The sequence below is a fragment of the Pseudonocardia zijingensis genome (assembly GCF_042657305.1).
GTDB lineage: Bacteria > Actinomycetota > Actinomycetes > Mycobacteriales > Pseudonocardiaceae > Pseudonocardia > Pseudonocardia zijingensis.
The window spans coordinates 1-22,294 of sequence record NZ_JBHSKO010000006.1 but is presented as its reverse complement, the minus strand read 5'-3'; the positions used below and the strand labels follow the sequence as shown (position 1 = coordinate 22,294).

The following is a 22,294-nucleotide window of genomic DNA, read 5'->3' as shown; positions in this document are numbered from 1 at the left end:
GGCCCATCCTCTCCCCGCGGCGACTGCGGGGGTGGGTGCGACACCCGCTCCGCGAGTGCAGGAAAGCCACATTCAGGGCCTCTCCGGCCCTGAATGTGGCTTTCCTGAACCTCGGGGGGACCGGGCCTCAGCGCAGCGCCGGGATCACCTCGCGCTCGAAGAGCTCGATACCCGACTGGTCGTACGCCGCCTCGTGGAAGTTGACGATCGCGTAGCTCATCCCCAGGTCGCGGTACTTCCCGAGCTTCTCCACGATCTGGGCGGGGGTGCCGACGGTGGGGCTCTCGCCGTTCAGCGTCCAGTTGGCGATGGTGGTCTCCGCCTTCTCCGCGCCGACGTACGGCTCGAGGCGGGCCTTGGCGGCGTCGATCCGCTTCTGCACGTCCGCCTCGGTCTCGCCGATGAGGACGTTGAAGTTGGCGGTGCGGGTGATCGCGTCGTAGTCGGTGCCGACGGTGTCGCAGTGCCCCCTGAGGATCTCCGACTTCTGCGTGAAGACCTCGGGGCTCCCCATGAAGTTGGTGTACTGCGCGTACTTCGCGGCGATCTTCAGGGTGACCTTCTCCCCGCCGCCGGCGATCCACAGCGGGATGCCGCCCTCCTGCAGCGGCAGCGGGCGCACGATCGCGCCGTCGACCTGGTAGTGCTTGCCCTCGAGGGTGGCGGTGCCCTCGGTCCAGGCCTGCCGCATGATCTGCACGCCCTCGTCGAGCATCCGCAGGCGCTCCCGGGCCGCCGGGAAGCCGTAGCCGTACGCGCGCCACTCGTGCTCGTACCAGCCTGCGCCGATGCCCATCTCGATCCGCCCGCCGGAGACGTGGTCGGCGGTGGCGGCGACCTTGGCCAGGTAGGCGGGGTTGCGGTAGCTCATGCAGGTGCACATCTGGCCGAGCCGCACGCGCTCGGTGACCGCGCCGAACGCGGTCATGAGGGTCCAGGCCTCGTGCGTGGCCTCGTCGGTGGGGACGGGGACGGTGTGGAAGTGGTCGTAGACCCAGATCGACTCCCACGGGCCGGCGTCGGCCCGCTGAGCGAGGGACTTCATGGTGGGCCACTGGTCCTTGGCGTCGATACCGACGAGGTCGAGGCGCCAGCCTTGGGGAACGAAGATTCCGAAGCGCATTCCGGTCACGGACCACCAGCGTAGTCCACTTGTATGACGAGTGCGCCACTGTGCGCATCGCACAGCCACACCGGTCGAACGCAGCAGAACGCCTCGTGACGATGCTCTGACCAGGCCCTACGGTTCCCGAAACGGTCGAGGAGGGTGCCATGGCAGGTCACGTGGGAGTCGACGACTACGCACTCACCCGTGTGCCCGCGGAGGCGCGGTACTCCTGGTGGACCGTGGCGGTGCAGCGGTTCGGCCAGGTCTCCGCGCTCAGCCAGTTCCTGCTGGGGTCCACGCTCGGGTTCGGGATGGGCTTCTGGGAGGCGTTCCTCGCGTTCACGCTCGGCGCGGTGATCCTCGAGATCGTCTCGATCGGGGTCGGGATCATCGGCAGCCGCGAGGGCCTGCAGACCTCGATGCTCACCCGCTGGACCGGCTTCGGCCAGGGCGGCAGCGCCGTGGTCGGCGTCGCGATCGGGATCTCGTTGATCGGCTGGTTCGGCATCCAGTCCGGCGTCTCGGCCGAGGGGCTGGTCAGCCTGATCGGCGTGCTGCCGGTGTGGGTGTGGTCGCTGCTGTTCGGGCTCGCGGTCACGTTCATCGTGCTGTGGGGCTTCGCCTCCATGAAGTGGGTGGCCTACCTGACGGTGCCCGCGTTCCTCGTGCTGGTCGCCTGGTCGATCGGCAGCGAGCTGCTCGCCCACGACTTCGGCGCGCTCGTCGCCTCCGCGCCGGCCGGGCCGAGCCTCTCGCTGCTGGAGGGCACCACGCTCGTGGCGGGCGGCTTCATCGTCGGCGCGGTGATCACGCCGGACATGACGCGGTTCAACCGCAGCGCCGCCGACGTGGTGAAGCAGACGGTCATCGGGTTCACGCTCGGCGAGTACCTGATCGGCATGTCGGGTGTGCTGCTGGCCCACGCCATCCGCTCCGACGACATCATCACGATCGTGACGTCCTCGGTGGGCTGGGTCGGCACGCTCGTGATCATCCTCGGCACGCTCAAGATCAACGACTGGAACCTGTACAGCTCCGGGCTCGGCGTCGTGAACTTCGTCGGCACGGTGTTCGGCAAGCACGTCAACCGGGCGGTGGTGACGCTGGTCCTCGGCGTCGTCGGCAGCGTCCTCGCGGCGGGCGGGATCCTGGACAGCTTCATCGGCTTCCTCACCGTGCTCGGCGTCGCGTTCCCGCCGATCGCCGGGATCATGGTGGCCGAGTACTTCGTGGTGAAGACGTGGCGCCCGGAGCTGGAGCGCTCCCGCGCGGCGGGCACCGTGCCCGAGACGGCGCCGACGTGGGTGCCCGCCACGCTCGTGATCTGGGTCGGCGCCGCGCTGATCGGGCACTTCGTCAGCTGGGGGCTGCCCAGCATCAACTCGCTCGTCGCCGCGTTCGTGCTCTACGTCGTGGCAGGCAAGCTCGGCCTCGTCCGCGGCGTCGGGGTCAGCCGCACGGTCGACAGCTTCGACCCCGAGGACCAGAAGGAGAGCGTCTGAATGCGGATCGGGATCGACGTCGGAGGCACCAACACCGATGCGGTGCTCATGGACGGCGACCGGGTGCTCGCCGCGGTCAAGGCGGCGACCACCCCCGACGTCACGTCCGGGATCGTCACGGCGCTGGACGGACTGCAGGCCCAGCACCCGTTCCCGCCCACCGACGTGCGGGCGGTGATGATCGGCACCACGCACTTCATCAACGCGCTGGTGCAGGCCCGTGACCTCGCCCCGACGGCGGCGCTGCGCCTCGGGCTGCCGGCCACGGCGTCGCTGCCGCCGATGGTCGACTGGCCGGGCCGCCTGGTGGACGCGATCGCCGGGCGCGCCTACCTCGCGCACGGCGGCCACGAGTTCGACGGCCGCCCGATCTCCCCGCTCGACGAGGACGAGCTGCGCCGCCACGCCGACGACATGGCCGCGAACGGCGTGCGGTCGGTGGCGATCTCGTCGGTGTTCTCGCCGGTCAACACCGAGTTCGAGGTGCGCGCCGCCGAGGTGCTCGCGGACGTGCTCGGCCCGGACGTCCCGGTGTCGCTCTCGCACGAGATCGGCCGCGTCGGCCTCCTCGAACGCGAGAACGCCACGATCATCAACGCCGCGCTGCGCGAGCTGGCAGCGGGCATCGTCGACGGGCTCGCCGCCTCGATCGCGGGCCACGGCATCAGCGCGCCCCTCTACCTCAGCCAGAACGACGGCACGCTGATGGACGTCGAGTTCGCCCGCCGCTACCCGGTGGCGACGTTCGCGTCCGGGCCCACCAACTCGATGCGCGGCGCCGCCGTGCTTTCCGGGCTCGGCACCTGCGCGGTCGTCGACGTCGGCGGCACCACCACCGACGTCGGTGTGCTCACCGGCGGCTTCCCGCGCGAGGCCACGGTGGAGGTGAGTGTGGCCGGCATCCGCACGAACTTCCGCATGCCCGACGTGCTCTCGGTCGGGCTGGGCGGTGGCAGCCGGGTCCGCGGATCCGGCACCGACACGACCGTCGGCCCGGACTCCGTCGGCTACCGGCTGACCGAGCAGGCGCTCGTGTTCGGCGGCGACGTCCTGACAGCCACCGACGTCGCGGTCGCCGCGGGCCGGGTGGAGATCGGCGACGGCTCCCTGGTTGCCGGCCTCGACCCGGCTGCGGTCGCGGCCGCGCTGGACCGGATCGCCGCCGACGTCGCCGACGTCGTGGACCGGATGCGGATCTCCGCCGATCCCCTGCCGGTGGTAGCGGTCGGCGGCGGGTCGGTGCTGCTGCCGGACTCGTTCCCCGGCCTCGGCACCGTGCACCGGCCGGAGCACTTCGCCGTGGCCAACGCCATCGGCGCGGCGATCGCCCAGGTCGGAGGGGAGGTCGACCGCGTGTTCGCGATCGCCCCCGGGCAGCGCGACTCCGCCGTCGACGAGGCACGCCAGGAGGCCGTCGACCGCGCGGTGGTGGCGGGCGCCGACCCGGCCACCGTCGAGATCGTCGACTTCGACGAGGTGCCGATCCCGTACCTGCCCGGCAACGCCACCCGGATCCGCTGCAAGGCGGTCGGCGACCTGCGGATCGAGCAGCCGGCGGCCCAGGCGTGACCAGCACGGTGGAGCAGACCCTGACGACGATCGGCCCGGACGACGTGGAGGCGCTCGCCCGCGGCGCCGCGGTGCTCGGCACCGGCGGCGGCGGCGACCCCTACATCGGCCGGCTGCTCGCCACGCAGGCGCTGCGCGAGCACGGCCCCGTCCCGCTCGTCGCGCCCGCGGACCTGCCCGACGACGCCACGGTCATGCCGGTCGCGATGATGGGCGCGCCCACCGTGATGGTGGAGAAGACGCCCTCCACCGAGCGGATCGGGGCCGCCGTCGCCGCGCTCGCGGAGTACCTCGACGTCACCCCCACGCACATCGCCTGCATCGAGGCGGGCGGGGTCAACTCCACGTTCCCGCTGGTGGCGGCCGCGCAGCTGGGGCTGCCGGTCGTCGACGGCGACGGGATGGGCCGCGCGTTCCCCGAGCTGCAGATGGTGCTGCCCACCCTCGCGGGCATCGCGTGCAGCCCGATGTCGATCGCCGACGAGAAGGGCAACGTCGGCGTGCTCACCACCGTGGACAACCACGCGGCGGAGGCCCTCGCCCGGTCGCTGACCATCACGATGGGCTGCGCGGCGATCATCTCCAACTACGTGATGACCGGCGCCCAGGCCCGCGACGCTCTCGTGCCCGGCACGCTGGGCCTCTGCGCGCGGATCGGCCACCGCCTCGCCCGGGTGCGGGCCGAGCACGGCGACCCCGTCGCCGCCGTGGCCGAGGAGCTCGGCGGGCGGGTGCTGCACACCGGCAAGGTCACCGACGTCTCGCGCCGCACGGTGACCGGTTTCGCCCGCGGCACCGCGATCGTCTCCGGCCCGGCGGGCGAGCTGACGCTGGAGTTCCAGAACGAGCACCTGATGGCCGTGTGCGACGGCGTGGTGCAGGTGACCACACCGGACCTGATCGTCGTGCTCGACACCGACACCGGCGAGCCCGTCACCACCGAGGCGCTGCGCTTCGGCCACCGCGTCACCGTGCTGGCCGCGCCCACCGACGAGCGCTGGCACTCCCCCGGTGGCATCGCGCTCGTCGGCCCCCGCTACTTCGGCTACGACACCGACCCCGTCCGCTTCGACGCCCGGGAGAGCGCATGACCTGGCTCTTGACGCCGGAGGACCTCCCCGACCTCGCCCGCGGCGCCGCGCTGCTGGGCACCGGTGGCGGGGGCGACCCGCACATCGGCAGGCTCATGGTCGAGGCCGCGATGCGCGAGCACGGGCCGGTGACCGTGCTCGACCCCGACGAGGTCGCCGACGACGCGTTCGTGATCCCCACCGCCATGATGGGCGCGCCCACCGTGATGGTGGAGAAGATCCCCCGCGGCGACGAGGCCGTGCGGGCGCTGCGCACGCTCGAGGCCCACCTGGGGCGGCGGGCCGACGCCACGATGCCGATCGAGTGCGGCGGCATCAACTCGATGATCCCACTGGTGGTGGCGGCCACCGCCGGGCTGCCCGTCGTCGACGCCGACGGGATGGGCCGCGCGTTCCCGGAGCTGCAGATGGAGACGTTCGGGGTCTACGGGGTGCCCGGCTCGCCCATGGTCGTGTCCGGCGACCACGGCGAGACCGTCACCATCGACACCGGCGCGGACAACAAGCGGATGGAGTGGCTCGCGCGAGGCGCCACCATCCGGATGGGCGGCGCCGCGCTCATCGCGGACTACGCGATGTCCGGCGCGGACGTCAAGCGCACGGCCATCCCCCGCACCCTCTCCCTGGGCGTCACGGTCGGGCGGGCCCTGCGCGAGGCACGCGAGCAGCTGCGCGACCCGATCTCCGCGCTCACCGAGGTGCTCGCCCCCACCCTGTACCGGCACCTGCGCGTGCTGTTCGCGGGCAAGGTTGCCGACGTGGAGCGCCGCACCGTCGACGGGTTCGCCCGCGGCAGCGCCCGCTTCGTCTCCTTCGACGGCTCCTCGACCCTGCGCACCGCCTTCCAGAACGAGACGCTCGTGGCCGAGGTCGACGGGGTGGTGCGCTGCATCGTGCCGGACCTGATCTGCGTGCTGGAGGCGGAGTCGGGCGAACCGATCACCACCGAGAGCTTGCGGTACGGCCAGCGCGTGGTCGTCGTCGGGATCTCGACGCCGGACATCATGCGCACGCCCGAGGCGCTCGCCGTCTTCGGGCCGGCCTGCTTCGGGCTCACCGAGGAGTTCCGGCCGGTGGAGGACGAGGTCCCCGTCGGCTGAGGGCGGATCGGTAGCTCTCGTCGGGTGGGTGTCTGGGATCATTCGCCGATGACGGGTGTGCGACTCGGAGCAGCCGACGTCGACCCGCTCGTCGTCGGGCTCCAGCTGCTCGGCTCGGGCGGGGGCGGCGACCCGGTGGCGTTCCGGCACGGGCTGCGCCGCGCACTCGAGGCGGGCGGGGTGGAGCTGCACGACCCCGCCGACCTCGGCGACGCCCCGGTCGTCGCGGTCGGGATGCTCGGCGCCACCCGGGTCTTCGCGGAGAAGCTGCCGAGCGGGCAGGAGATCACGCGGGCGGTGCGGGCGCTGGCCCGCTGGACCGGCATCACGCCCGCCGCCCTGATGCCCTACGAGGCGGCCGGCCTCAACGGGGCGCTCGCCGTGGCCGCCGCCGGCGAGCTCGGGCTCCCCCTGGTGGACGCGGACCTGATGGGCCGGGCGCTCCCCCGCCTCGACCAGCTCACGCGCGCCGTGGCCGGGCACCCGCTCACCCCGTACGCGCTGGCCGAGGCGGGCGACCAGGTGGTGCTGGTCGACGGCGCCGACCCGGTGGCGCTGGAGCGGGTGGCGCGCACGGTGGTGGCGCAGGGCGGCGGCTGGGCGGGCGGGGCGCTCTCGCCGGTGCCGGCCCGGACGCTCGCCACCGACGCCTGCCTGGGCACCCTCGCGCGGGCGCTGCGGCTGGGCCGTGCCCACGCGCAGCTGGTGCGCCCCGGCCCGGCCGAGGTGGCCGACGCCCTCGGCGGCCGGGTGCTCGCCGCGGGCCGCATCGTGGAGATCGCCCGCCACCCCTCGGCGTCGTTCGGGCGGGCCGGTGTCACGCTCGTCGACGACCGCGGCGGCGTGCTGCGCGTCGAGGCCGAGAACGAGTACCTGCTCGCGATCCTCGACGGCGAACCGGTCGCCAGCTGCCCGGACCTGCTGTGCCTGCTCGACCGGCGCACGGCGGCCCCGATCGCGGTGGACGCGCTGCGCCCCGGCGACGACGTCCTCGCGGTGACGCTGCCCGGCCCGCCGTGGTGGCGCGCCACCCCGGAGCGGCTGCGCCACGTGGACCCGCACGCGTTCGGTCTCGGCTGCGACGCCGTGCTCCTCCCGGCGGGGAGCACCCCGTGACCGACGCACCGCTCGCCCTCGCCGCGCTGCTGCGCCACCCGGACTGGTCCGCGGTGAGCGTGCTGGCCGCCCCCGGCGACGAGCCGGCCACCGGGTCCGTCCGCGACGTGCTCACCGTGGCCGACCTGCGCGCCGACGTCACGGCCGCCGACGGCGCCCTGCTCGCCGTGGCGTTGACCGGCGACCGCGAGGACTGGCACCTCGACGCCCTGCTGCGCCGGGCCGCCGCGGCCCGGGCCACCGCGGTGCTGCTGCCCGGCGACGAGCCGCTGCGGCTGGCGAGCAGGCTGCTGGCCGAACGCGTGCGGCTCACCGTGCTCGGCACCCCCGACCCGCTCGCGGCCGCGATGATCGCCACCCGCCTGCTGCGCGAGTCCGAGCAGGTCGTGGCCGGGTTGGTGGCCACCACGGCGGCGGTGTGCGCGGCCACCGGCGGCGGCGTCGACGAGCTGGTGGCCGAGCTCGCCACGGCGTGGCGCCGCCCGGTCTGGCTGCTCGACGGCGCCGGTGACCGGCTCGCCGGCCCCACCCCCGGCCCGGCTGACCCCGACGCCCTGCTCACCCGCCCGGTGGGCGCCGGGCGCCGGCCCACCGTGCTGGCGGCCGCCGTGCCACCCGGGATCCCCGCCGAACTCGCCGCCGTCCGTGCCGCACTGGGCGTCGCCGCCGGCGCGATCGGGCAGCGCCTCGCCGAGAAGCGCCTGGCCGTCGAGCGCGACGCTCGGCTGCGCACGTCGCTGCTGGCCGAACTCGTGCAGGCGGGCGCCGAACCGGACCCCGGCACCCGCCGCCGCGCCCTGGACGCCGGCTGGCAGCTCGACGGCTGGCACGTGGGCATCCGCATCGATGTCCCCGACTCGGTCGACCCCGTCGCCACGCGCCCCGAGGTGCTGCGGGCGTTCGAAACCGCCCAGCTGCACGCGCTGGTCGTGGAGCAGGGCCGCGGGTGGGGCGCCTGGACGACGTTCCCCGAGGAGCCGTCGACCACCGAGCTGAACCGCCACGCCTCCGCGGCCCGCCGCGCGCAGTGGCTGCTGCGCTCCACCGTGCCCAGCGCGATGGGCGTGGGGCGGCTCTACCGCGAGGCCACCGGGCTCGCCCGCACGCTCGGCGAGGCGGGCGACGCCGCCCGGCTGGCCGCCACCCGCTCCGCGAGCGGGTACTTCGTGCACGTCGACCGCCTGGGCCTGGGCCGCCTCCTGCTCGCCTGGACCCGCACCGACACCTTCCTCCCGGCCGCCCGCTCGATGCTCGAACCGCTGCGCGACCAGCCCGGCGATCTGCTCGCCACCCTCACCGCATACCTCGACGCCGAGTCCTCGCTCACGGAGACGGCCGCTGTTCTCGGGGTGCACCGCAACACCGTCGCCGCCCGCATGGCCCGAGCCCAGGAGCTGCTCGGCGTGGAGCTCACCGACCCCGACGAGCGGCTGGCGCTGCACCTGGCCTGCCGGAGCGTGCTGTTCCACAGCTGACGGTCCCCACCTGAGATCCACTGCAGGCGCGGATCGGCGACAGGGGCGACGGGCGCCGCAGGAACGTCTTCGTCCTCGGCTTCGGCTGCCTGCCCTTCCCCTCGATGGTGTGGCTCTCGACCGAGGACCTGAGCAACTGGCCCCTCTCCGCCCTGGGATTCGGGATGGTCAGCGACCAGCTGGACGCATGCCGCCGGCACCGCCGCACCACGCGCCTGCAGACGGGCACCGACGCCTGATCGAGCACGCGTTCGGGCGCGTCAACACCGGATGAACCACCGCGTGAGGATCTCGTCGACCGCCTTCGCGGTGGGCAGCTGGGGAGCCGGCTGCAGGCCGGGTTCGTCGGCGAGCGGGTGCGCCAGGCCCGGCACGGACACCAGTTCGACGTCGTCCGGTCGCGCCGAGCGCGCACGCAGTGCCGCCACCAGGTCGGCCGCGTCCGCACGCAAAGCCGGGTGGTCGCATTCACCGCTGACCAGCAGCACCGGCGGGGGCTCCGCGATCGCCCCGGCGCGGGCGACGAGGTCGAGCTCGTCGGCCACCCGCTCGGCCTCCGCGGTCCACCGGTACGGGTGCCCGGCGATGCCTTGGAGGAGCGGGACGACCGACCGGATCCGCACCGCGGGGTTCACCAGCGCCACCGCCCGTACGGCGCCCGGAGACGCGGTCAGCACCTGCAGCGCCACCATCCCGCCGAGCGAGGCGCCGAGGAGCGCGACCGGCCCGTCGTCCACCGGCAGCCGGGCGCGCAGCGCGGCGAGCGCGGCGGGGAACTCCTCGGCCGCCTGACGCGCGATCGGGGCGAGGAAGGCCAGCAGCGCGTCCTCGCTGGCGAGCGCGAGGGCGGCATCGACGGCGCCGTCGACCATCCGCGCCCCGCACATCGGCATCCCCAGGTGCACCCGCCAGGCGGGCACGCCCGCCATCGGCAACGCGGCCGCGAACGCCGCGTCGGTGCGGGGCGCATCGAGCATGTGCCAGGTGACGATCAGCGGCGCGGGCTCCGGAGCGCTCCCGGTCGGCGGGAGCGCCGTGAACGGCACCCCGGCAGCGGTGCCCGTGATCGTCTCCGTGTGGTTCACGGCTCGAGACGCTAGCCGGGCCGACGGGGCGCGCGCCCGGATTCCGCCCAGAGCGCAACGGCGGGCCGACCGCCGCCGGGTTCCGCGGAACCCGCGGCACCGAACCCATGATCACCGGCCGGGAGCGAAACCCGACACCTGGCGACGGGAACGCGCCAATCCGCCGATCAAACCCCGACATGGCGCGCCACACGGTCATCCACACGGACGAGATCGACCTGACGGTCCGCCGGCCAAGATCGAACAGCAGTGGATGCAACGTCGAGCGTGTGGACAACGCCCCCGGCCTCTGGACCACCGGATAGTCCCCCGCATCCCACGGGACGTGCTCGCCCCCAAGCCCGGAAGGCCGCGACGAGCATCTCGCAAAGCGCCCACCGGATCGGTTGATCTCCCACCCGGCCCGGCAGGCCACCGCAGCGCGCGAAGCGCGGCCCTCCCACCTGAGGACCGGCGGTCACACCCCGCGGCCGGCGGTGAGGCCGGCCTGGTGCAGCACCGACAGCCCGATGCGAGTCGCGGTCGAGGATCGCGCCATCCCACCCGAGCCGCGTTCCGCGGAACCCAGCGGACGCAGGCCCCATGATCACCGGCCGGGAGCGAAACCCGACACCTGACGTCGGGAAACGGGCCACTCCAATGATCAAGCTCCGGGTGGCGCGGCCAGTCGGATCAGCGCTCCTGACCGGCGATCCGCTCGGCGAACCGCGTGGGCCGGTCCGGCCACGGCGCGTCGGCCGGGCGGGCGGCCGTCGGCGCGACGGCCAGCGCGTGGGCGGCCAGGACGCCGGCCACCGTCGTGGCGTTCACGATGGTGCCCGACAGCGCCATGCGCACGGCCACCGGCAGCGAGACCCAGCGGGTGGCGAGGTCGGCCTCCTCGTCGTCGACCTGCTCGGGGCGCCCCACCTCGGTGAGGCCGCGGGCGAGGTAGACGCGCACCGCCTCGTCCGTGAAGCCGGGCGAGGGGGTGACGTCGACCAGCACCGACCACTCCGACGCCGCGAGGCCGGTCTCCTCCGCCAGCTCCCGCTGCGCCGTGTTGAGCGGGTCCTCGCCACGCACGTCGAGGAGGCCGGCGGGCAGCTCCCACAGCCGGCGGCCGACGGCGTGCCGGTACTGGTGGATCATCATGAGCCGGTCGTCGGCGTCGAGGGCGGCGATCGCGACGGCGCCGGGGTGCTCCACGATCTCCCGCACGGCCACGCGGCCCGACGGCATGAGAACGTCGTCCGCGCGCAGCGCCATCACGCGGCCGGTGTAGATGTCCTTGCTGGCCTGCACCGTGAACTCGTGGCGCGAACCGGTCACGACGCCGCCCCGTTGACGGCGGCCTTCGCGGTGGCGGCGGCGGGCTCGCGGGCGGGCAGCTCCACCGGCAGCCGGTCGGCCGCCCGGTAGGCCAGCGCCGCCTTCACGAACGCCGCGAACAGCGGGTGCGGGCGGGTGGGCCTGCTCTTCAGCTCGGGGTGGGCCTGCGTGCCCACGAAGAACGGGTGCACGTCGGTGGGCAGCTCGATGAACTCGACGAGCTTGCCATCGGGCGAGGTGCCGCCGAACACGAGCCCGACCTCCTCCAGGCGGTCCCGGTAGGCGTTGTTGACCTCGTAGCGGTGCCGGTGGCGCTCCGACACCTCGTGCGCGCCGTAGGCGGCCGCCACCGCCGACCCCTTCTTCAGCACGGCCGGATAGGCGCCCAGGCGCATCGTGCCGCCCATGTCGCGCTCGCCCGCCACCACGTCGCGCTGGTCGGCCATCGTGGAGATCACCGGGTGCGGGGTGCGCTCGTCGAACTCGGAGGAGTTGGCGTCACCGAGGCCGCCGAGGGAGCGCGCCGCCTCGATCACCATGCACTGCAGGCCCAGGCACAGGCCCAGCGTCGGGATCCCCCGGGTGCGGGCGTGCCGGATCGCGCCGAGCTTGCCCTCGATCCCGCGCACGCCGAACCCGCCGGGGACCAGCACGCCGTCCATCCCCTCCAGGCTCGCGGCGGCGCCTGCCGGGGTGCGGCACTCGTCCGACTGCACCCACGCGATCTCCACGCGCGCCCGGTGGGCGAAGCCGCCCGCCCGCAGCGCCTCGGTGACGGACAGGTACGCGTCGGGCAGGTCGACGTACTTGCCGACGAGCGCGATGCGCACCGTCTCGTCCGGGTGGTGCACGCGGTCGAGCAGGTCGCCCCACACGGCCCAGTCGACGTCGCGGAACGGCAGCCCGAGCCGGCGCACGACGTACGCGTCGAGGCCCTCGCGGTGCAGCACCCGCGGGATGTCGTAGATCGACGGGGCGTCCGGGGCGGCGACGACGCCGTCGGTGTCGACGTCGCACATGAGGCTGATCTTGCGCTTCATGCCGTCCGGGATCTCCCGGTCGGCGCGCAGCACGAGCGCGTCGGGCTGGATGCCGATGTTGCGCAGCGCGGCGACGGAGTGCTGCGTCGGTTTGGTCTTGAGCTCCCCGGACGGCGCGAGATAGGGCACGAGCGAGACGTGCAGGAAGAAGCAGTTGTCCCGGCCCACGTCGTGGCGGACCTGGCGGACCGCCTCCAGGAACGGCAGTGATTCGATGTCGCCGACCGTGCCGCCCACCTCGGTGATGACGACGTCGGGGACGACACCGTCCTCGTCGGGCTCCGCCATCGCGTGGATGCGGTCCTTGATCTCGTTGGTGATGTGCGGGATGACCTGGACGGTGTCGCCGAGGTACTCGCCCCGGCGCTCCTTCGCGATCACCGACGAGTACACCTGACCCGTGGTGACGTTGGCCCGGCCGTGCAGGTTCCGATCGAGGAACCGCTCGTAGTGGCCGATGTCGAGGTCGGTCTCCGCCCCGTCCTCGGTGACGAAGACCTCACCGTGCTGGAACGGGTTCATCGTGCCCGGATCCACGTTCAGGTACGGATCCAGCTTCTGCATGATGACCCGCAAACCGCGGGAGGTGAGGAGCTGGCCGAGGCTCGAAGCCGTCAGACCCTTGCCCAGCGAGGACGCAACCCCGCCGGTGACGAACAGATGACGCGTCGCGCGAGGCTGCACGGGTCTTCAGGGTACATACGAACCCCGGTCGTCGGCCAACTCCCCCACGTGTCGGCGCGCCGGGGCACCCGATCAGGCGGCCGGCGCCGCTCCGCCGCTGGCCGTGGGTGCGGTGCCGTAGCTCCCGGCGCGGCCGTCGATCTGCTCGCGCACCGCCAGCACCGCCGACACCTGCCCGGCGCCGCTCTGCACGTCGTCCACGGTGGAGAGCCGCTCGACGACGTCCGGGTCGGCGCGCGCGACGCCGACCGCGCCGGTGGCCTCCGCCGACCCAGTGCGGCCCGCCAGCACCGCGCCGCCGCCGACGAGGTCCAGCTGGGCGGCCAGCCGCGCCACGACCGCCGCGGCGTCCCCGGCGTCGACGCCCTCGAGGGCGCCGCCGGTGAGCACGAGCACGACGTTGCCGGGCTGCGGCCGTTGCCCGGGCTCGACGAACCCGGCCGCGGCGAGCCCGGCGAGCACGGCGTCGGCCTGCTGCGCGGCGATGGGCTGCCCGGCCTGCTGCCCCGCCGGGGCCAGCACGATGCCGCCGAGCAGGCCGCCGACGAGGCTCCCGGTGTCGGCCGCCGCCGGCAGCTGGGCGCCCGCGGGCAGGAGCTCGGCGGTGAGCGCGCGCAGCTGGTCGGCGCGAGCCGGGTCGCCGACGGCAGGCGTGAGCGCCACCTCGCCCCCGACGGTGGCCCCGGCCTGCTGCAGGAGCGCCCGCACGGCGTCGCGGTCGGCCGGGTCGGCACCCGAGGTCACGAGCGTGACGGTGCTGCCCGGGAGCAGGCCGCGCACCGCCGCGGGCCCAACGCGGTGCGCGAACTCGTCGGACGCGCGCTGCCCCGCGGCGAGGGCGTCGCGTTCGGCGCGCAACGTCTGCACCTGGCCCGCGAGGTCCTCGGCCTCGTGGGAGACCGCCGACAGCAGCCGGTCCGACACCCCGGCCGACCCCAGCACGACACCGACGGCGAGCGCCAGGAACACCGCGGCGATCGACACCACGTGGTAGCGGAACGAGATCACCCGAAAAGTCCCCCGGTCACATCCCTGACTTGCTGCACGAGCCCCACCCACAGCTGCGAGATCCACGCCAGCACGGCCTCGCCCGCGTCCGACACGAGCAGCGCGGCGAGCACCGCGACCAGCGCGGACGCCGCCATCAGCAGGATCGCCCCCACCGAGATGCGGCTGCGGTAGAGCGAGGCGATCACGCGCCCGTCCACGAGCAGGCCACCCAGCTGCAGGCGCGTGAGGAACGTCGAGGCGATGCTGCCCGAGCGCCCCCGGTCGAGGAACTCCACCATGCTCGCCGAGAGCCCCACCGTCACCACGAGAGACGCGCCCCCGTGCGCGGCGATGAGCAGCGCGAGGTCCTCCGGGTTGGCCGAGCTCGGGAACGTCACCGCACCCACGCCGAGGTCCTGCACCCGGTGCAGGCCGGGCGCGTGCCCGTCGGCGAACGCCGGGACCACGACGTCGGCGCCGCAGGTGAGGGCCTCACTGGAGATCTCGTTCGGGTCGCCGACGATGAGCTGCGGCGTGTGCCCGGCCTTCATCAGCGCGTCGGCGCCCGCGCCCACGCCGACCAGCACCGGCCGGTACTCGCGGATGAAGTTCGCCAGCCGCTTGAGCTCGGCGTCGTGGTCGTAGCCGGTGCCGACGACGAGCACCTGGCGGTCGGCCAGCCGGACCTCGACCTCGGGCACCCCCGCCCCGTCGAGCAACATCGAGCGTTCCCGGCGCATGAACTCGATGGTGTTGGCCGCGAACGCCTCCAGCTGGTGGGTGAGGCCGGACTTCGCCTCCACCATCGCGTCGGCCACCGAGTCGGCGTCCTGCTCGACGCCCTTGGCGAGCTCCAGCTCACCGGCGTAGATCACGCCCTCGTGGATCCGGATCCGGCTCCCGTCCTTGATCACCCGGAGGGCCTCGTCGCCGACGTCGTCCACGAGCAGGACTCCGGCGGCCACGAGCACCTCGGGCCCGAGGTTCGGGTACCGCCCCGAGATCGAGGGCGCCGCGTTCACGACGGCGGCCACCTGCGCCGAGACGAGCGCCTCAGCGGTGGCACGGTCCAGGTCGACTTGATCGATGACGGCGATCTCGCCCGCCTTGACGCGGCGGAGCAGGCCGTCGGTGCGCCGGTCGACCCGGGCAACGCCAGCCAGCCCGGGCAGCGCCGTACGCGAGCGGTGCAACAGGCCGGACAGCTTCATGCACGCACTGTGACACCAGCGGGGCGAGATGCCGGGAAGGCACGCCGCAGGGTCACCGTCGGTTCACCCTGCCCCGCGGCACCGACTGCAACCGATGCGCCGGACGCAGTGCGCGCACGTCGCGGCCTCACACACCACCTCTGGTGCCGGCACACCGACTGCAACCGATGTGCCAGCACCACAACCGATGTGCGAGCAGCCCGGGGCCTCAGCCGGCCGGGGCGGCCGCCCGTCGGCGGCCCTTCCGCCGGCGGGAGCCGGCGCCGTTCTCCTCGGCGCGGTCGGCCTCCCGGTGGGCACGGGCGGCGGCGAGGAGCTCCTCGGCGTGGGCGCGGCCGGTGTCGGTGTGGTCGAGGCCGGCGAGCATGCGGGCGAGCTCGACGATTCGGTCCGACTCGGGCAGCGTGCGCACGCTGCTGCGGGTGGCGCCGTTCTGCCCGGTGGCGGACTTGTCGACCACCAGGTGGCGGTCGGCGTAGGCGGCCACCTGGGGCAGGTGGGTCACGACGATCACCTGGTGGCGCGCGGCGAGGCGGGCGAGCCTGCGGCCGATCTCGACGGCGGCACGCCCGCCGACCCCGGCGTCGACCTCGTCGAACACCATCGTGGGCACCGGATCGGCGCCGGCGAGCGCCACCTCGAGGGCGAGCATCACGCGCGAGAGCTCGCCGCCGGAGGCGCCCTTGTGCAGCGGCTGCGGGGCGGCGCCCTGGTGGGCGATGAGGCGCAGCTCGACCTCGTCGACGCCGTCGGTGCCCGCCGCGAGCACCCGGCGCCCGACCTGCAGCGCGTCGGGGGCGTCGGGGCCGGCCTCGCGCGGGGTGACGGACACCTGCAGGCGCGCGTCGCGCATGGCGAGGCCCGCGAGCTCGGCGGTGGCGCCCTGGGCGAGGCGCGTGGCGGCCTCGGTGCGGGCGGCCGTGACCGCGGCCGCGTGTCCGGCCAGTTCCGCGGCGAGCTCGTCGCGGCGGGCGGCCAGGGCGGAGAGGGCCTCGTCGGAGGTGTCGAGACCGGCGAGACGTTCGCGCGCCGCGTCGGCCCAGGCGATGACGCCGTCGATGTCAGCGGCGTACTTGCGGGTGAGCGCCTTCAGCTCGGCCTGGCGGGCGAGCACCTGGGCGAGCCGCTCCGGGTCGGCGTCGAGCCGGTCGAGGTAGGCCGTGAGCTCGGTGCCGACGTCACCGAGCAGCGCGAGCGCCTCGCCGAGGCGCGCGTCCAGCCCGGCCAGCTCGGGATCGCCCGACGAGGCGAGCCGGTGGCGGGCGTCGCCGATCAGGGCGAGCGCGGCCGGCGCGTCGGGGTCGAGCTCGTCGGCTCCGACGAGCGCGGTGTGCGCGGCCGCGGCGGCCTCGCGCAGGTCGTCGGCGGCGGCCAGGCGGCGGGCGAGCTCGACCAGCTCGACGTCCTCGCCGGGCTGCGGGTCGACGGCGCCGATCTCGGTGAGGCCGTGGCGCAGCATGTCGGCCTCCTGCGCGAGGCGGCGGGCGCCGTCGCGGCGTTCCACCAGCTCGGAGGCGATCCGCTGCCACTCGGCCCGCACCGCCCGGTAGCGCTCCAGCGGCGTGGCCACGGCGTCGCCGGCGAACCGGTCGAGCAGGGCGCGCTGCTCGGCGGGGCGCAGCAGCCGCAGCTGGTCGTTCTGCCCGTGGACGGCGAGGGTGGCCTCGGCGAGCCGGGACAGCACCCCGACCGGGACGGAGCGGCCCCCGAGGTGCGCCCGCGACCGCCCGTCGGCCGACACGGTGCGCACGGCGATGAGCGTGCCGTCCTCGTCGGCGTCGGCGCCCACCTCGTCGGCCACGGCGAGCGCCGCGGCGTGTGCGCTGAACCGCCCCTCGACGACGGCGCGGCCGGCGCCGCCCGCCACGCGGGACGCCTCGGCACGGCCGCCGCCGAGCAGGGAGAGCCCGGTGACCACCATGGTCTTGCCCGCACCGGTCTCGCCGGTGAGCACCGTGAGCCCCGGGTCCAGCTCGAGCGTCGCGTCGTCGATCACGCCGAGGCCTTGGATCCGCATCTCGGCCAGCATGGTCGTGAGGGTACGGCGCCGGGCGGACAGCCCGGGTCACTGCCTCCGGTGCGCCCCGCGCCAGCCCCGCACGGGGAGGTCGAACTTGCGGACGAGCCGGTCGGCGAACGGCTGGCCGTCCAGGCGCACCATCCGCACGGGGATGGCCCCGCGGGCCAGCTCGACCCGCGCCCCCGGCGGGAGCGTGAACGTGCGGCGCCCGTCGCACTCCAGCACGGCGGGTGGCCCGCTCGGGTCGACCTCGATCGCCACCTCGCTGTCCGGCGCGATCACCATGGGCCGCGCGAAGAGCGCGTGCGCGTTGCTCGGCACGAGCAGCAGGGCCTCGACCTGCGGCCACACCAACGGCCCGCCGGCCGAGAACGCGTAGGCGGTGGACCCGGTGGGCGTGGCGCAGAGGACCCCGTCGCAGCCGAAGGCGGACACGGGACGCCCGTCGACCTCGAGCACCATCTCGAGGATCCGCTCCCTGCTGCTCTTCTCGACGGTGGCCTCGTTGAGCGCCCACGTGCGCGCGATGACATCGCCGTTGGTGCGGGCGACCGCGTCGATCGTCATCCGCTCCTCGACCGAGTACCCGCCCTCGACGATCGCGTCGAGGGCCTCGCCGAGGGACTCCTGCTCGGCCTCGGCGAGGAAGCCGACGCGGCCCAGGTTGACCCCGAGCAGCGGCACCCCGACCGGGCGGGCCATCTCGGCGGCCCGCAGGAGCGTGCCGTCGCCGCCGAGCACCAGCACGACCTCAGCGCCCTCCGCGCACCCGGGCCTGCCCTCGACGAACCGCGGCGTGAGCTCGGCGGGCAGGTCGCCGTCCTGCACCTCCGCCCACTCCTCCCCCAGCACCCGCAGCCGCACACCCGAGGCGGCGAGCCGATGTGCGACGGCGGCGGCCGTGCGCAGGTTGGTGGCCCGGCCGGTGTGCAGCACGACCAGGATCTCGCGGGTCACGGTGCCTCCTCCACGGCGGCGGCCAGCGCGGCGTCGCCCACGTCGGCTCCCCCGCGGGCGAGCCGCAGGAAGTACTCCACGTTGCCGGACGGACCGGGCAGCGGGCTCGCGACGGCACCGCGCACGACGAGGCCGAGCTCCCGCGCGGCGGCCGCCACCTCGGTGAGCGCGGCCAGGCGCAGCTCCGCGCTGCGCACCACACCGCCCGCGCCGAGCCGCTGCCGTCCCACCTCGAACTGCGGCTTGACCATGGGAAGGAGTTCCCCGTCCCCCTCGGTGCAGGCCACGAGCGCGGGCAGCACGGTGCGCAGGGAGATGAACGACAGGTCGGCGACCGTCAGGGCGACCTGGCCCCCGATCTCCTCCGGGGTGAGCGCGCGGACGTTGGTGCGGTCGTGCACGCGCACCCGCTCGTCGCTGCGCAGCCGCCACACGAGCTGCCCGTAGCCGACGTCGACGGCCACGACCTCCGCTGCCCCACGGTCGAGCAGCACGTCGGTGAACCCGCCGGTGGAGGCGCCCGCGTCGAGGCAGCGCAGCCCGGCGACGTCCACGCCGAACGCGTCGAGCGCTCCGATCAGCTTGTGGGCGCCGCGCGAGGCCCACTCGCGCTCGTCGCCGCGCTGCACGGTGACCGGGGTGTCGCGGTCGACGACCGTGGCCGGCTTCCCCGCCGGGACGCCGCGCACGACGACCCGGCCCTGCGCGATCAGCTCGGCCGCCTGCTGCCGGGAACGCGCGAGCCCGCGGCGGACGAGCTCGGCGTCGAGTCGGGCTCGGGTGACCACCGCGGTCACGCGCCGCCCGAGGAACCGGCCGCGAGCGCGTCGGAGAGCGCCGCGTGCACGCGTTCGTACGCCTCGACGTGCTCGGCGAGCGGACGGTCGGAGAGCCCGTCGAGGGCGGCCACGGCCTGCTCGACCGCCTGGAGCGGGTCGGCCGGGCGCGGTGGCGGCCCTGGCGTGGGGACGGTCATGGGTTCGGTTGCCTCCGCTTCGCTCCGGCGGCTCGCAGGCCCTGCTCGAGCTCGGTGTGCTCCGCGCCCGTCGCCACGGTAGCCGAGGCGGGCGCGGTGAGGCCGAGGCCGCCCAGCGCGGCGCCGGCGGAGTGGCCGTCGCCGGTGACGCGCACCGGTCCGCCGCCCGCGGCCCAGTGGGCGGCGCACAGGGCCCGCAGCGCGTCCACGGGGTCGTTCCCGTCGCCGGCCAGGACCAGCTCCCCCGGCCCGGGCACCTCGACGTGCCAGCCCGGGCGCGGCCCGGGCGCGAGGTCCTCCGGGCGGGCGGTGAGGCCTGCGAGGTCGGCGGCGATGTGGTCGGGCCGCTGCGCGGGCGGCGCGGCCAGCAGCTCGGCGGCGTCGGAGATCCCGGTGAGCACGAGCAGGGTGGCCATCCCCGCGGCGCGACCGCCCTCGATGTCGGTGTCGAGCCGGTCACCGATCATGAGGGGCCGCTGCGCCCCGGACCGCCGGGCCGCCTCCTGCAGCAGCGCGGGCGCCGGCTTCCCGGCGACCTGCGGCTCCTGCCCGGTGGCGAGCCGCACGACGCCGACCATGGCCCCGTTGCCCGGCAGCGGCCCGCGTTCGGTGGGCAGGGTCGGGTCGAGGTTGCACGCGACCCACAACGCGCCCGCCCGCACCGCCACCGTGGCCTCGGCGAGCTGCGCCCACCCGGTTTCGGGGCTGTGCCCCTGCACCACGGCGTCCGCCTCGTCCGCCCGCGTGACGACCCGCAGCCCGCGCCCGGTGACCTCCACCGCGAGCGCCTCCGCCCCGACCACCAGCACCCGCGCCCCGGCGGGCAGCTGATCGGCGAGCATCGCGGCCGCGGCCTGCGAGCTCGCGACGACGTCCTCGGTGTGTGCGGCGAACCCCAGCTCGGCCAGGTGCTCGGCCACCGCCGACGGACGGCGGGAGGCGTTGTTGGTGACGTACACGGTGCGCACGCCGCGCTCCGCCGCCCCGCGCACCGCCTCCACCGCACCCGGCACCGCGGACGGCCCCCGGTAGAGCGTGCCGTCGAGGTCGGCGAGCAGGACGTCGTGGCGGCCGATCAGGTCGTCGCTCACCGGGACACCTCCGGGCCGGGCTCCTCCTCGCCCTCGCCGGACCCGTCGTCCTCCGCAGACGGACCGTCGACGCTGTCCGAGTCGACGCTGTCCGAGTCGACGTCGTCCGAGTCGAGGTCGGCGTCGTCGGTGTCGGCCTCGCCGTCGACGGCGGGAGGTTCGTCCTCCAGGCCGAAGTCGTACTCGTCCTCGGCCACGGGCTCGCCGGTGAGCTCCGCGATGCGGCGGGCGGCGTCGGTCTCGCCGTCCTCGTCGGCGTCGGCGGCGTGCACGAACCACTGCAGCGCATCCGCCTCGCGGCCGGCGGCCAGCAGGTTGTCGGCGTACGCGTAGAACAGCCGCGCGCTCCACGGGTCGCGACGCGTCGGCTCGAGCTCGGCGATCTGCAGGCTGACGACCGCGGCGTCCAGCTCGCCCATGTCCCGCCGCGCCCCGGCCGCCACGATGGCGAGCTCGATGCTCTCCGCCCGGTCGAGCTCACGTGCCTCCGGGCCCCGGCTGAGCTCGAGGGCCCGCTCGGGCCGGCCGAGGGCACGCTCGATGTCGGCCATGACCGCCAGATGCCCCGGCCCGCCGCCCATCCGCCGCGCGGCCCGGAGCTCGCCGAGGGCCTCGGCCCATTCACCCGCGTGGTAGGCGACGATGCCCGCCGCCTCACGCACGACCGCGATCCGCGACGCCCTGGCCCGCGCGAACCGGGCGTGCTCCAGGGCGCGCTCCGGCTCCTCGTCCACCAGCCGACCGGCGGCCACCAGGTGCTTGGCCACGGTGTCGGCGGTGTCGCGCTGCAGGCCGCGCAGGTCGCGGCGCACGCCCGGATCGAGCTCGGACGCGGTGATGTCCTCGCTCAGGGCCGGCTCGGGCACCCTCGGCGTGGCCGGTGCCTCGGCACCCTGGCGGCGCTCACCGCGACGAGCGCGATCAGCGCCGGCGGGCCCCCGCCGCTCGCCCCGGGCGCGGTCGTCCGACCGGCCGCGCGGCCGGTCGTCGTCACGGCGCCGGTCGCCACCGCGCGCGGCGCCCGCGTAGCGCTCGTTCGACCGCGCCTGCGGCCGCTTGTCGTCACCTCGCTGCTCGCTGCGGAACCGCTCACCGGACCGGCCGCGAGCCTGCTGGTCGTCACGACGCTGGTCGCCCCGGTACCCCTCGCCGGAGCGGCCCCGCGCCTGCTGGTCGTCACGACGCTGGTCGCCCCGGTACCGCTCACCGGAGCGGCCCCGCGCCTGCTGGTCGCCGCCACCGCGCCGATCCCCGCCCGCAGCCGGGCGCCGGTCGCCCGACCGCTCCCAGGGCCGGTCGTCGTCCCGGCGCCGCTCGCCGCCGGGACGCCCGCCCCGGTCGCCCCACGGCCGCTTGTCGCCCTCTCCGCGGCGGTCGCCGCGGGAGCGCTCGTCATCACGTCGCCGGTCAGCAGGACGCCCGCCCCGCTCGTCGCGACGGTCACTCCACGGCCGCCGCTCACCGGCCGGACGACCGCCCCGGTCGCGTTCGCGGTCGCCGCGATCCGGGCGCCCTCCGCCGTACGAGCGGCCGGTGCCTTCCTGGCGCGGGCCGCCCTGCCGGCGGAAGCCGCCGCGGTCCCGGTCACCACCCCGGTCCTTGCCCCGGTCACTACCCCGGTCGCTGCCCCGATCACTGTTCCAGCCGGAACCGACGCGGGGCGTGCCGCTCCCGCGACCACGCTCGTCGGGCCGCCGGCCACGCGACGCTCCACCGCGCTGACGGTCTTTACGATCATTGGTTCCGCGGCCGCTGTCGCGATCTTCTCGCGGGCGGTCATCGCCGGAACCATCCGCGATACTCACCTGTAGAGGATACAAAAAAGTGGGCCCCCGCCTGACGGCGGGGGCCCACTGAACACGTTGAATGTCGGCGGCGACCTACTCTCCCACACCCTGGCGAGTGCAGTACCATCGGCGCTGGAGGGCTTAGCTTCCGGGTTCGGGATGGGACCGGGCGTTCCCCCTC

The 22,294-nt window shown here is 75.0% G+C and carries 20 protein-coding genes and 1 rRNA gene; 8 read left to right on the top strand and 13 right to left on the bottom strand.

The window, feature by feature from the left end:
• Positions 1–127: 127 nt before the first annotated feature.
• Complete coding sequence (locus ACFPL3_RS14295) at positions 128–1,123, bottom strand: LLM class F420-dependent oxidoreductase (RefSeq protein WP_343941887.1); 996 nt, start codon at positions 1,121–1,123, stop codon at positions 128–130.
• A gap of 149 nt (positions 1,124–1,272) precedes the next feature.
• Between ACFPL3_RS14295 and ACFPL3_RS14290 the strand changes: the two genes are divergently transcribed.
• The 7 genes from ACFPL3_RS14290 (at position 1,273) to ACFPL3_RS14260 (ending at position 9,200) form a co-directional block, all read left to right on the top strand.
• On the top strand, positions 1,273–2,610 hold the full coding sequence (locus ACFPL3_RS14290; protein ID WP_343941864.1) for a purine-cytosine permease family protein: 1,338 nt from the start codon (positions 1,273–1,275) through the stop codon (positions 2,608–2,610).
• The gene (locus ACFPL3_RS14285) at positions 2,611–4,179 is read left to right on the top strand and encodes a hydantoinase/oxoprolinase family protein (RefSeq protein WP_343941865.1); all 1,569 of its coding nucleotides are present in this window, start codon (positions 2,611–2,613) and stop codon (positions 4,177–4,179) included.
• Positions 4,176–5,270: a DUF917 domain-containing protein gene (locus ACFPL3_RS14280; RefSeq protein ID WP_343941866.1), complete on the top strand. Its 1,095-nt coding sequence runs from the start codon at positions 4,176–4,178 to the stop codon at positions 5,268–5,270. Before ACFPL3_RS14285 ends, ACFPL3_RS14280 begins: the two co-directional genes overlap by 4 nt.
• Complete coding sequence (locus ACFPL3_RS14275) at positions 5,267–6,370, top strand: DUF917 domain-containing protein (protein ID WP_343941867.1); 1,104 nt, start codon at positions 5,267–5,269, stop codon at positions 6,368–6,370. Before ACFPL3_RS14280 ends, ACFPL3_RS14275 begins: the two co-directional genes overlap by 4 nt.
• A 48-nt stretch (positions 6,371–6,418) precedes the next feature.
• The gene (locus ACFPL3_RS14270; protein ID WP_379589108.1) at positions 6,419–7,486 is read left to right on the top strand and encodes a DUF917 domain-containing protein; all 1,068 of its coding nucleotides are present in this window, start codon (positions 6,419–6,421) and stop codon (positions 7,484–7,486) included.
• Positions 7,483–8,961, top strand: coding sequence for a PucR family transcriptional regulator (locus tag ACFPL3_RS14265; protein WP_379589106.1), 1,479 nt, complete (start codon positions 7,483–7,485; stop codon positions 8,959–8,961). The genes ACFPL3_RS14270 and ACFPL3_RS14265 overlap by 4 nt, the downstream gene beginning before the upstream one ends.
• Before the next feature lie 104 nt (positions 8,962–9,065).
• The gene (locus ACFPL3_RS14260) at positions 9,066–9,200 is read left to right on the top strand and encodes a hypothetical protein (RefSeq protein WP_343942017.1); all 135 of its coding nucleotides are present in this window, start codon (positions 9,066–9,068) and stop codon (positions 9,198–9,200) included.
• Positions 9,201–9,221: 21 nt separating this feature from the next.
• On the opposite strand, the gene ACFPL3_RS14255 is transcribed toward ACFPL3_RS14260, so the two are convergent.
• The 11 genes from ACFPL3_RS14255 to ACFPL3_RS14205 form a co-directional block, all read right to left on the bottom strand.
• Positions 9,222–10,046, bottom strand: a complete 825-nt coding sequence (locus ACFPL3_RS14255) for an alpha/beta hydrolase family protein (RefSeq protein WP_343942018.1) — start codon at positions 10,044–10,046, stop codon at positions 9,222–9,224.
• 672 nt (positions 10,047–10,718) lie between these two features.
• Complete coding sequence (locus ACFPL3_RS14250; protein WP_343942021.1) at positions 10,719–11,294, bottom strand: NUDIX hydrolase; 576 nt, start codon at positions 11,292–11,294, stop codon at positions 10,719–10,721.
• Positions 11,295–11,353: 59 nt separating this feature from the next.
• Entirely contained in the window at positions 11,354–13,081 is a 1,728-nt protein-coding gene (locus tag ACFPL3_RS14245) for a CTP synthase (RefSeq protein ID WP_343942019.1), read from the bottom strand.
• Between the two features lie 72 nt (positions 13,082–13,153).
• Positions 13,154–14,089: a copper transporter gene (locus tag ACFPL3_RS14240; RefSeq protein WP_379589103.1), complete on the bottom strand. Its 936-nt coding sequence runs from the start codon at positions 14,087–14,089 to the stop codon at positions 13,154–13,156.
• Complete coding sequence (steA, locus tag ACFPL3_RS14235) at positions 14,086–15,282, bottom strand: putative cytokinetic ring protein SteA (protein WP_343942078.1); 1,197 nt, start codon at positions 15,280–15,282, stop codon at positions 14,086–14,088. Before steA ends, ACFPL3_RS14240 begins: the two co-directional genes overlap by 4 nt.
• A 208-nt stretch (positions 15,283–15,490) precedes the next feature.
• Positions 15,491–17,311 (bottom strand): DNA repair protein RecN, encoded by a 1,821-nt coding sequence (gene recN, locus ACFPL3_RS14230; RefSeq protein ID WP_379589101.1) that lies wholly within the window; start codon positions 17,309–17,311, stop codon positions 15,491–15,493.
• 36 nt (positions 17,312–17,347) lie between these two features.
• The gene (locus ACFPL3_RS14225) at positions 17,348–18,259 is read right to left on the bottom strand and encodes an NAD kinase (RefSeq protein WP_343942076.1); all 912 of its coding nucleotides are present in this window, start codon (positions 18,257–18,259) and stop codon (positions 17,348–17,350) included.
• Positions 18,256–19,047: a TlyA family RNA methyltransferase gene (locus ACFPL3_RS14220; RefSeq protein ID WP_343942080.1), complete on the bottom strand. Its 792-nt coding sequence runs from the start codon at positions 19,045–19,047 to the stop codon at positions 18,256–18,258. Before ACFPL3_RS14220 ends, ACFPL3_RS14225 begins: the two co-directional genes overlap by 4 nt.
• 5 nt (positions 19,048–19,052) lie before the next feature.
• Entirely contained in the window at positions 19,053–19,235 is a 183-nt protein-coding gene (locus tag ACFPL3_RS14215) for a hypothetical protein (protein ID WP_343942075.1), read from the bottom strand.
• Positions 19,232–20,326, bottom strand: coding sequence for an HAD-IIA family hydrolase (locus tag ACFPL3_RS14210; RefSeq protein WP_343942074.1), 1,095 nt, complete (start codon positions 20,324–20,326; stop codon positions 19,232–19,234). Before ACFPL3_RS14210 ends, ACFPL3_RS14215 begins: the two co-directional genes overlap by 4 nt.
• Entirely contained in the window at positions 20,323–21,138 is an 816-nt protein-coding gene (locus tag ACFPL3_RS14205) for a tetratricopeptide repeat protein (protein WP_379589098.1), read from the bottom strand. The genes ACFPL3_RS14210 and ACFPL3_RS14205 overlap by 4 nt, the downstream gene beginning before the upstream one ends.
• On the opposite strand from ACFPL3_RS14205, the gene ACFPL3_RS14200 reads away from it, so the two are divergent.
• Complete coding sequence (locus tag ACFPL3_RS14200; RefSeq protein WP_379589096.1) at positions 21,082–22,137, top strand: hypothetical protein; 1,056 nt, start codon at positions 21,082–21,084, stop codon at positions 22,135–22,137. The genes ACFPL3_RS14205 and ACFPL3_RS14200 overlap by 57 nt on opposite strands.
• A 56-nt stretch (positions 22,138–22,193) precedes the next feature.
• On the opposite strand, the gene rrf is transcribed toward ACFPL3_RS14200, so the two are convergent.
• Positions 22,194–22,294 (bottom strand): 5S ribosomal RNA (gene rrf, locus ACFPL3_RS14195); the annotation flags it as partial.

Bases quoted from the DNA above. Each gene is read 5' to 3' on its own strand.
- ACFPL3_RS14260 (WP_343942017.1), top strand. From the start codon at position 9,066: ATGGTGTGGCTCTCGACCGAGGACCTGAGCAACTGGCCCCTCTCCGCC.
- ACFPL3_RS14250 (WP_343942021.1), bottom strand. From the start codon at position 11,294: ATGGCGCTGCGCGCGGACGACGTTCTCATGCCGTCGGGCCGCGTGGCC.
- steA (WP_343942078.1), bottom strand. From the start codon at position 15,282: ATGAAGCTGTCCGGCCTGTTGCACCGCTCGCGTACGGCGCTGCCCGGG.
- recN (WP_379589101.1), bottom strand. From the start codon at position 17,311: ATGCTGGCCGAGATGCGGATCCAAGGCCTCGGCGTGATCGACGACGCG.
- ACFPL3_RS14285 (WP_343941865.1), top strand. From the start codon at position 2,611: ATGCGGATCGGGATCGACGTCGGAGGCACCAACACCGATGCGGTGCTC.
- ACFPL3_RS14275 (WP_343941867.1), top strand. From the start codon at position 5,267: ATGACCTGGCTCTTGACGCCGGAGGACCTCCCCGACCTCGCCCGCGGC.
- ACFPL3_RS14295 (WP_343941887.1), bottom strand. From the start codon at position 1,123: ATGCGCTTCGGAATCTTCGTTCCCCAAGGCTGGCGCCTCGACCTCGTC.
- ACFPL3_RS14215 (WP_343942075.1), bottom strand. From the start codon at position 19,235: ATGACCGTCCCCACGCCAGGGCCGCCACCGCGCCCGGCCGACCCGCTC.
- ACFPL3_RS14290 (WP_343941864.1), top strand. From the start codon at position 1,273: ATGGCAGGTCACGTGGGAGTCGACGACTACGCACTCACCCGTGTGCCC.
- ACFPL3_RS14270 (WP_379589108.1), top strand. From the start codon at position 6,419: ATGACGGGTGTGCGACTCGGAGCAGCCGACGTCGACCCGCTCGTCGTC.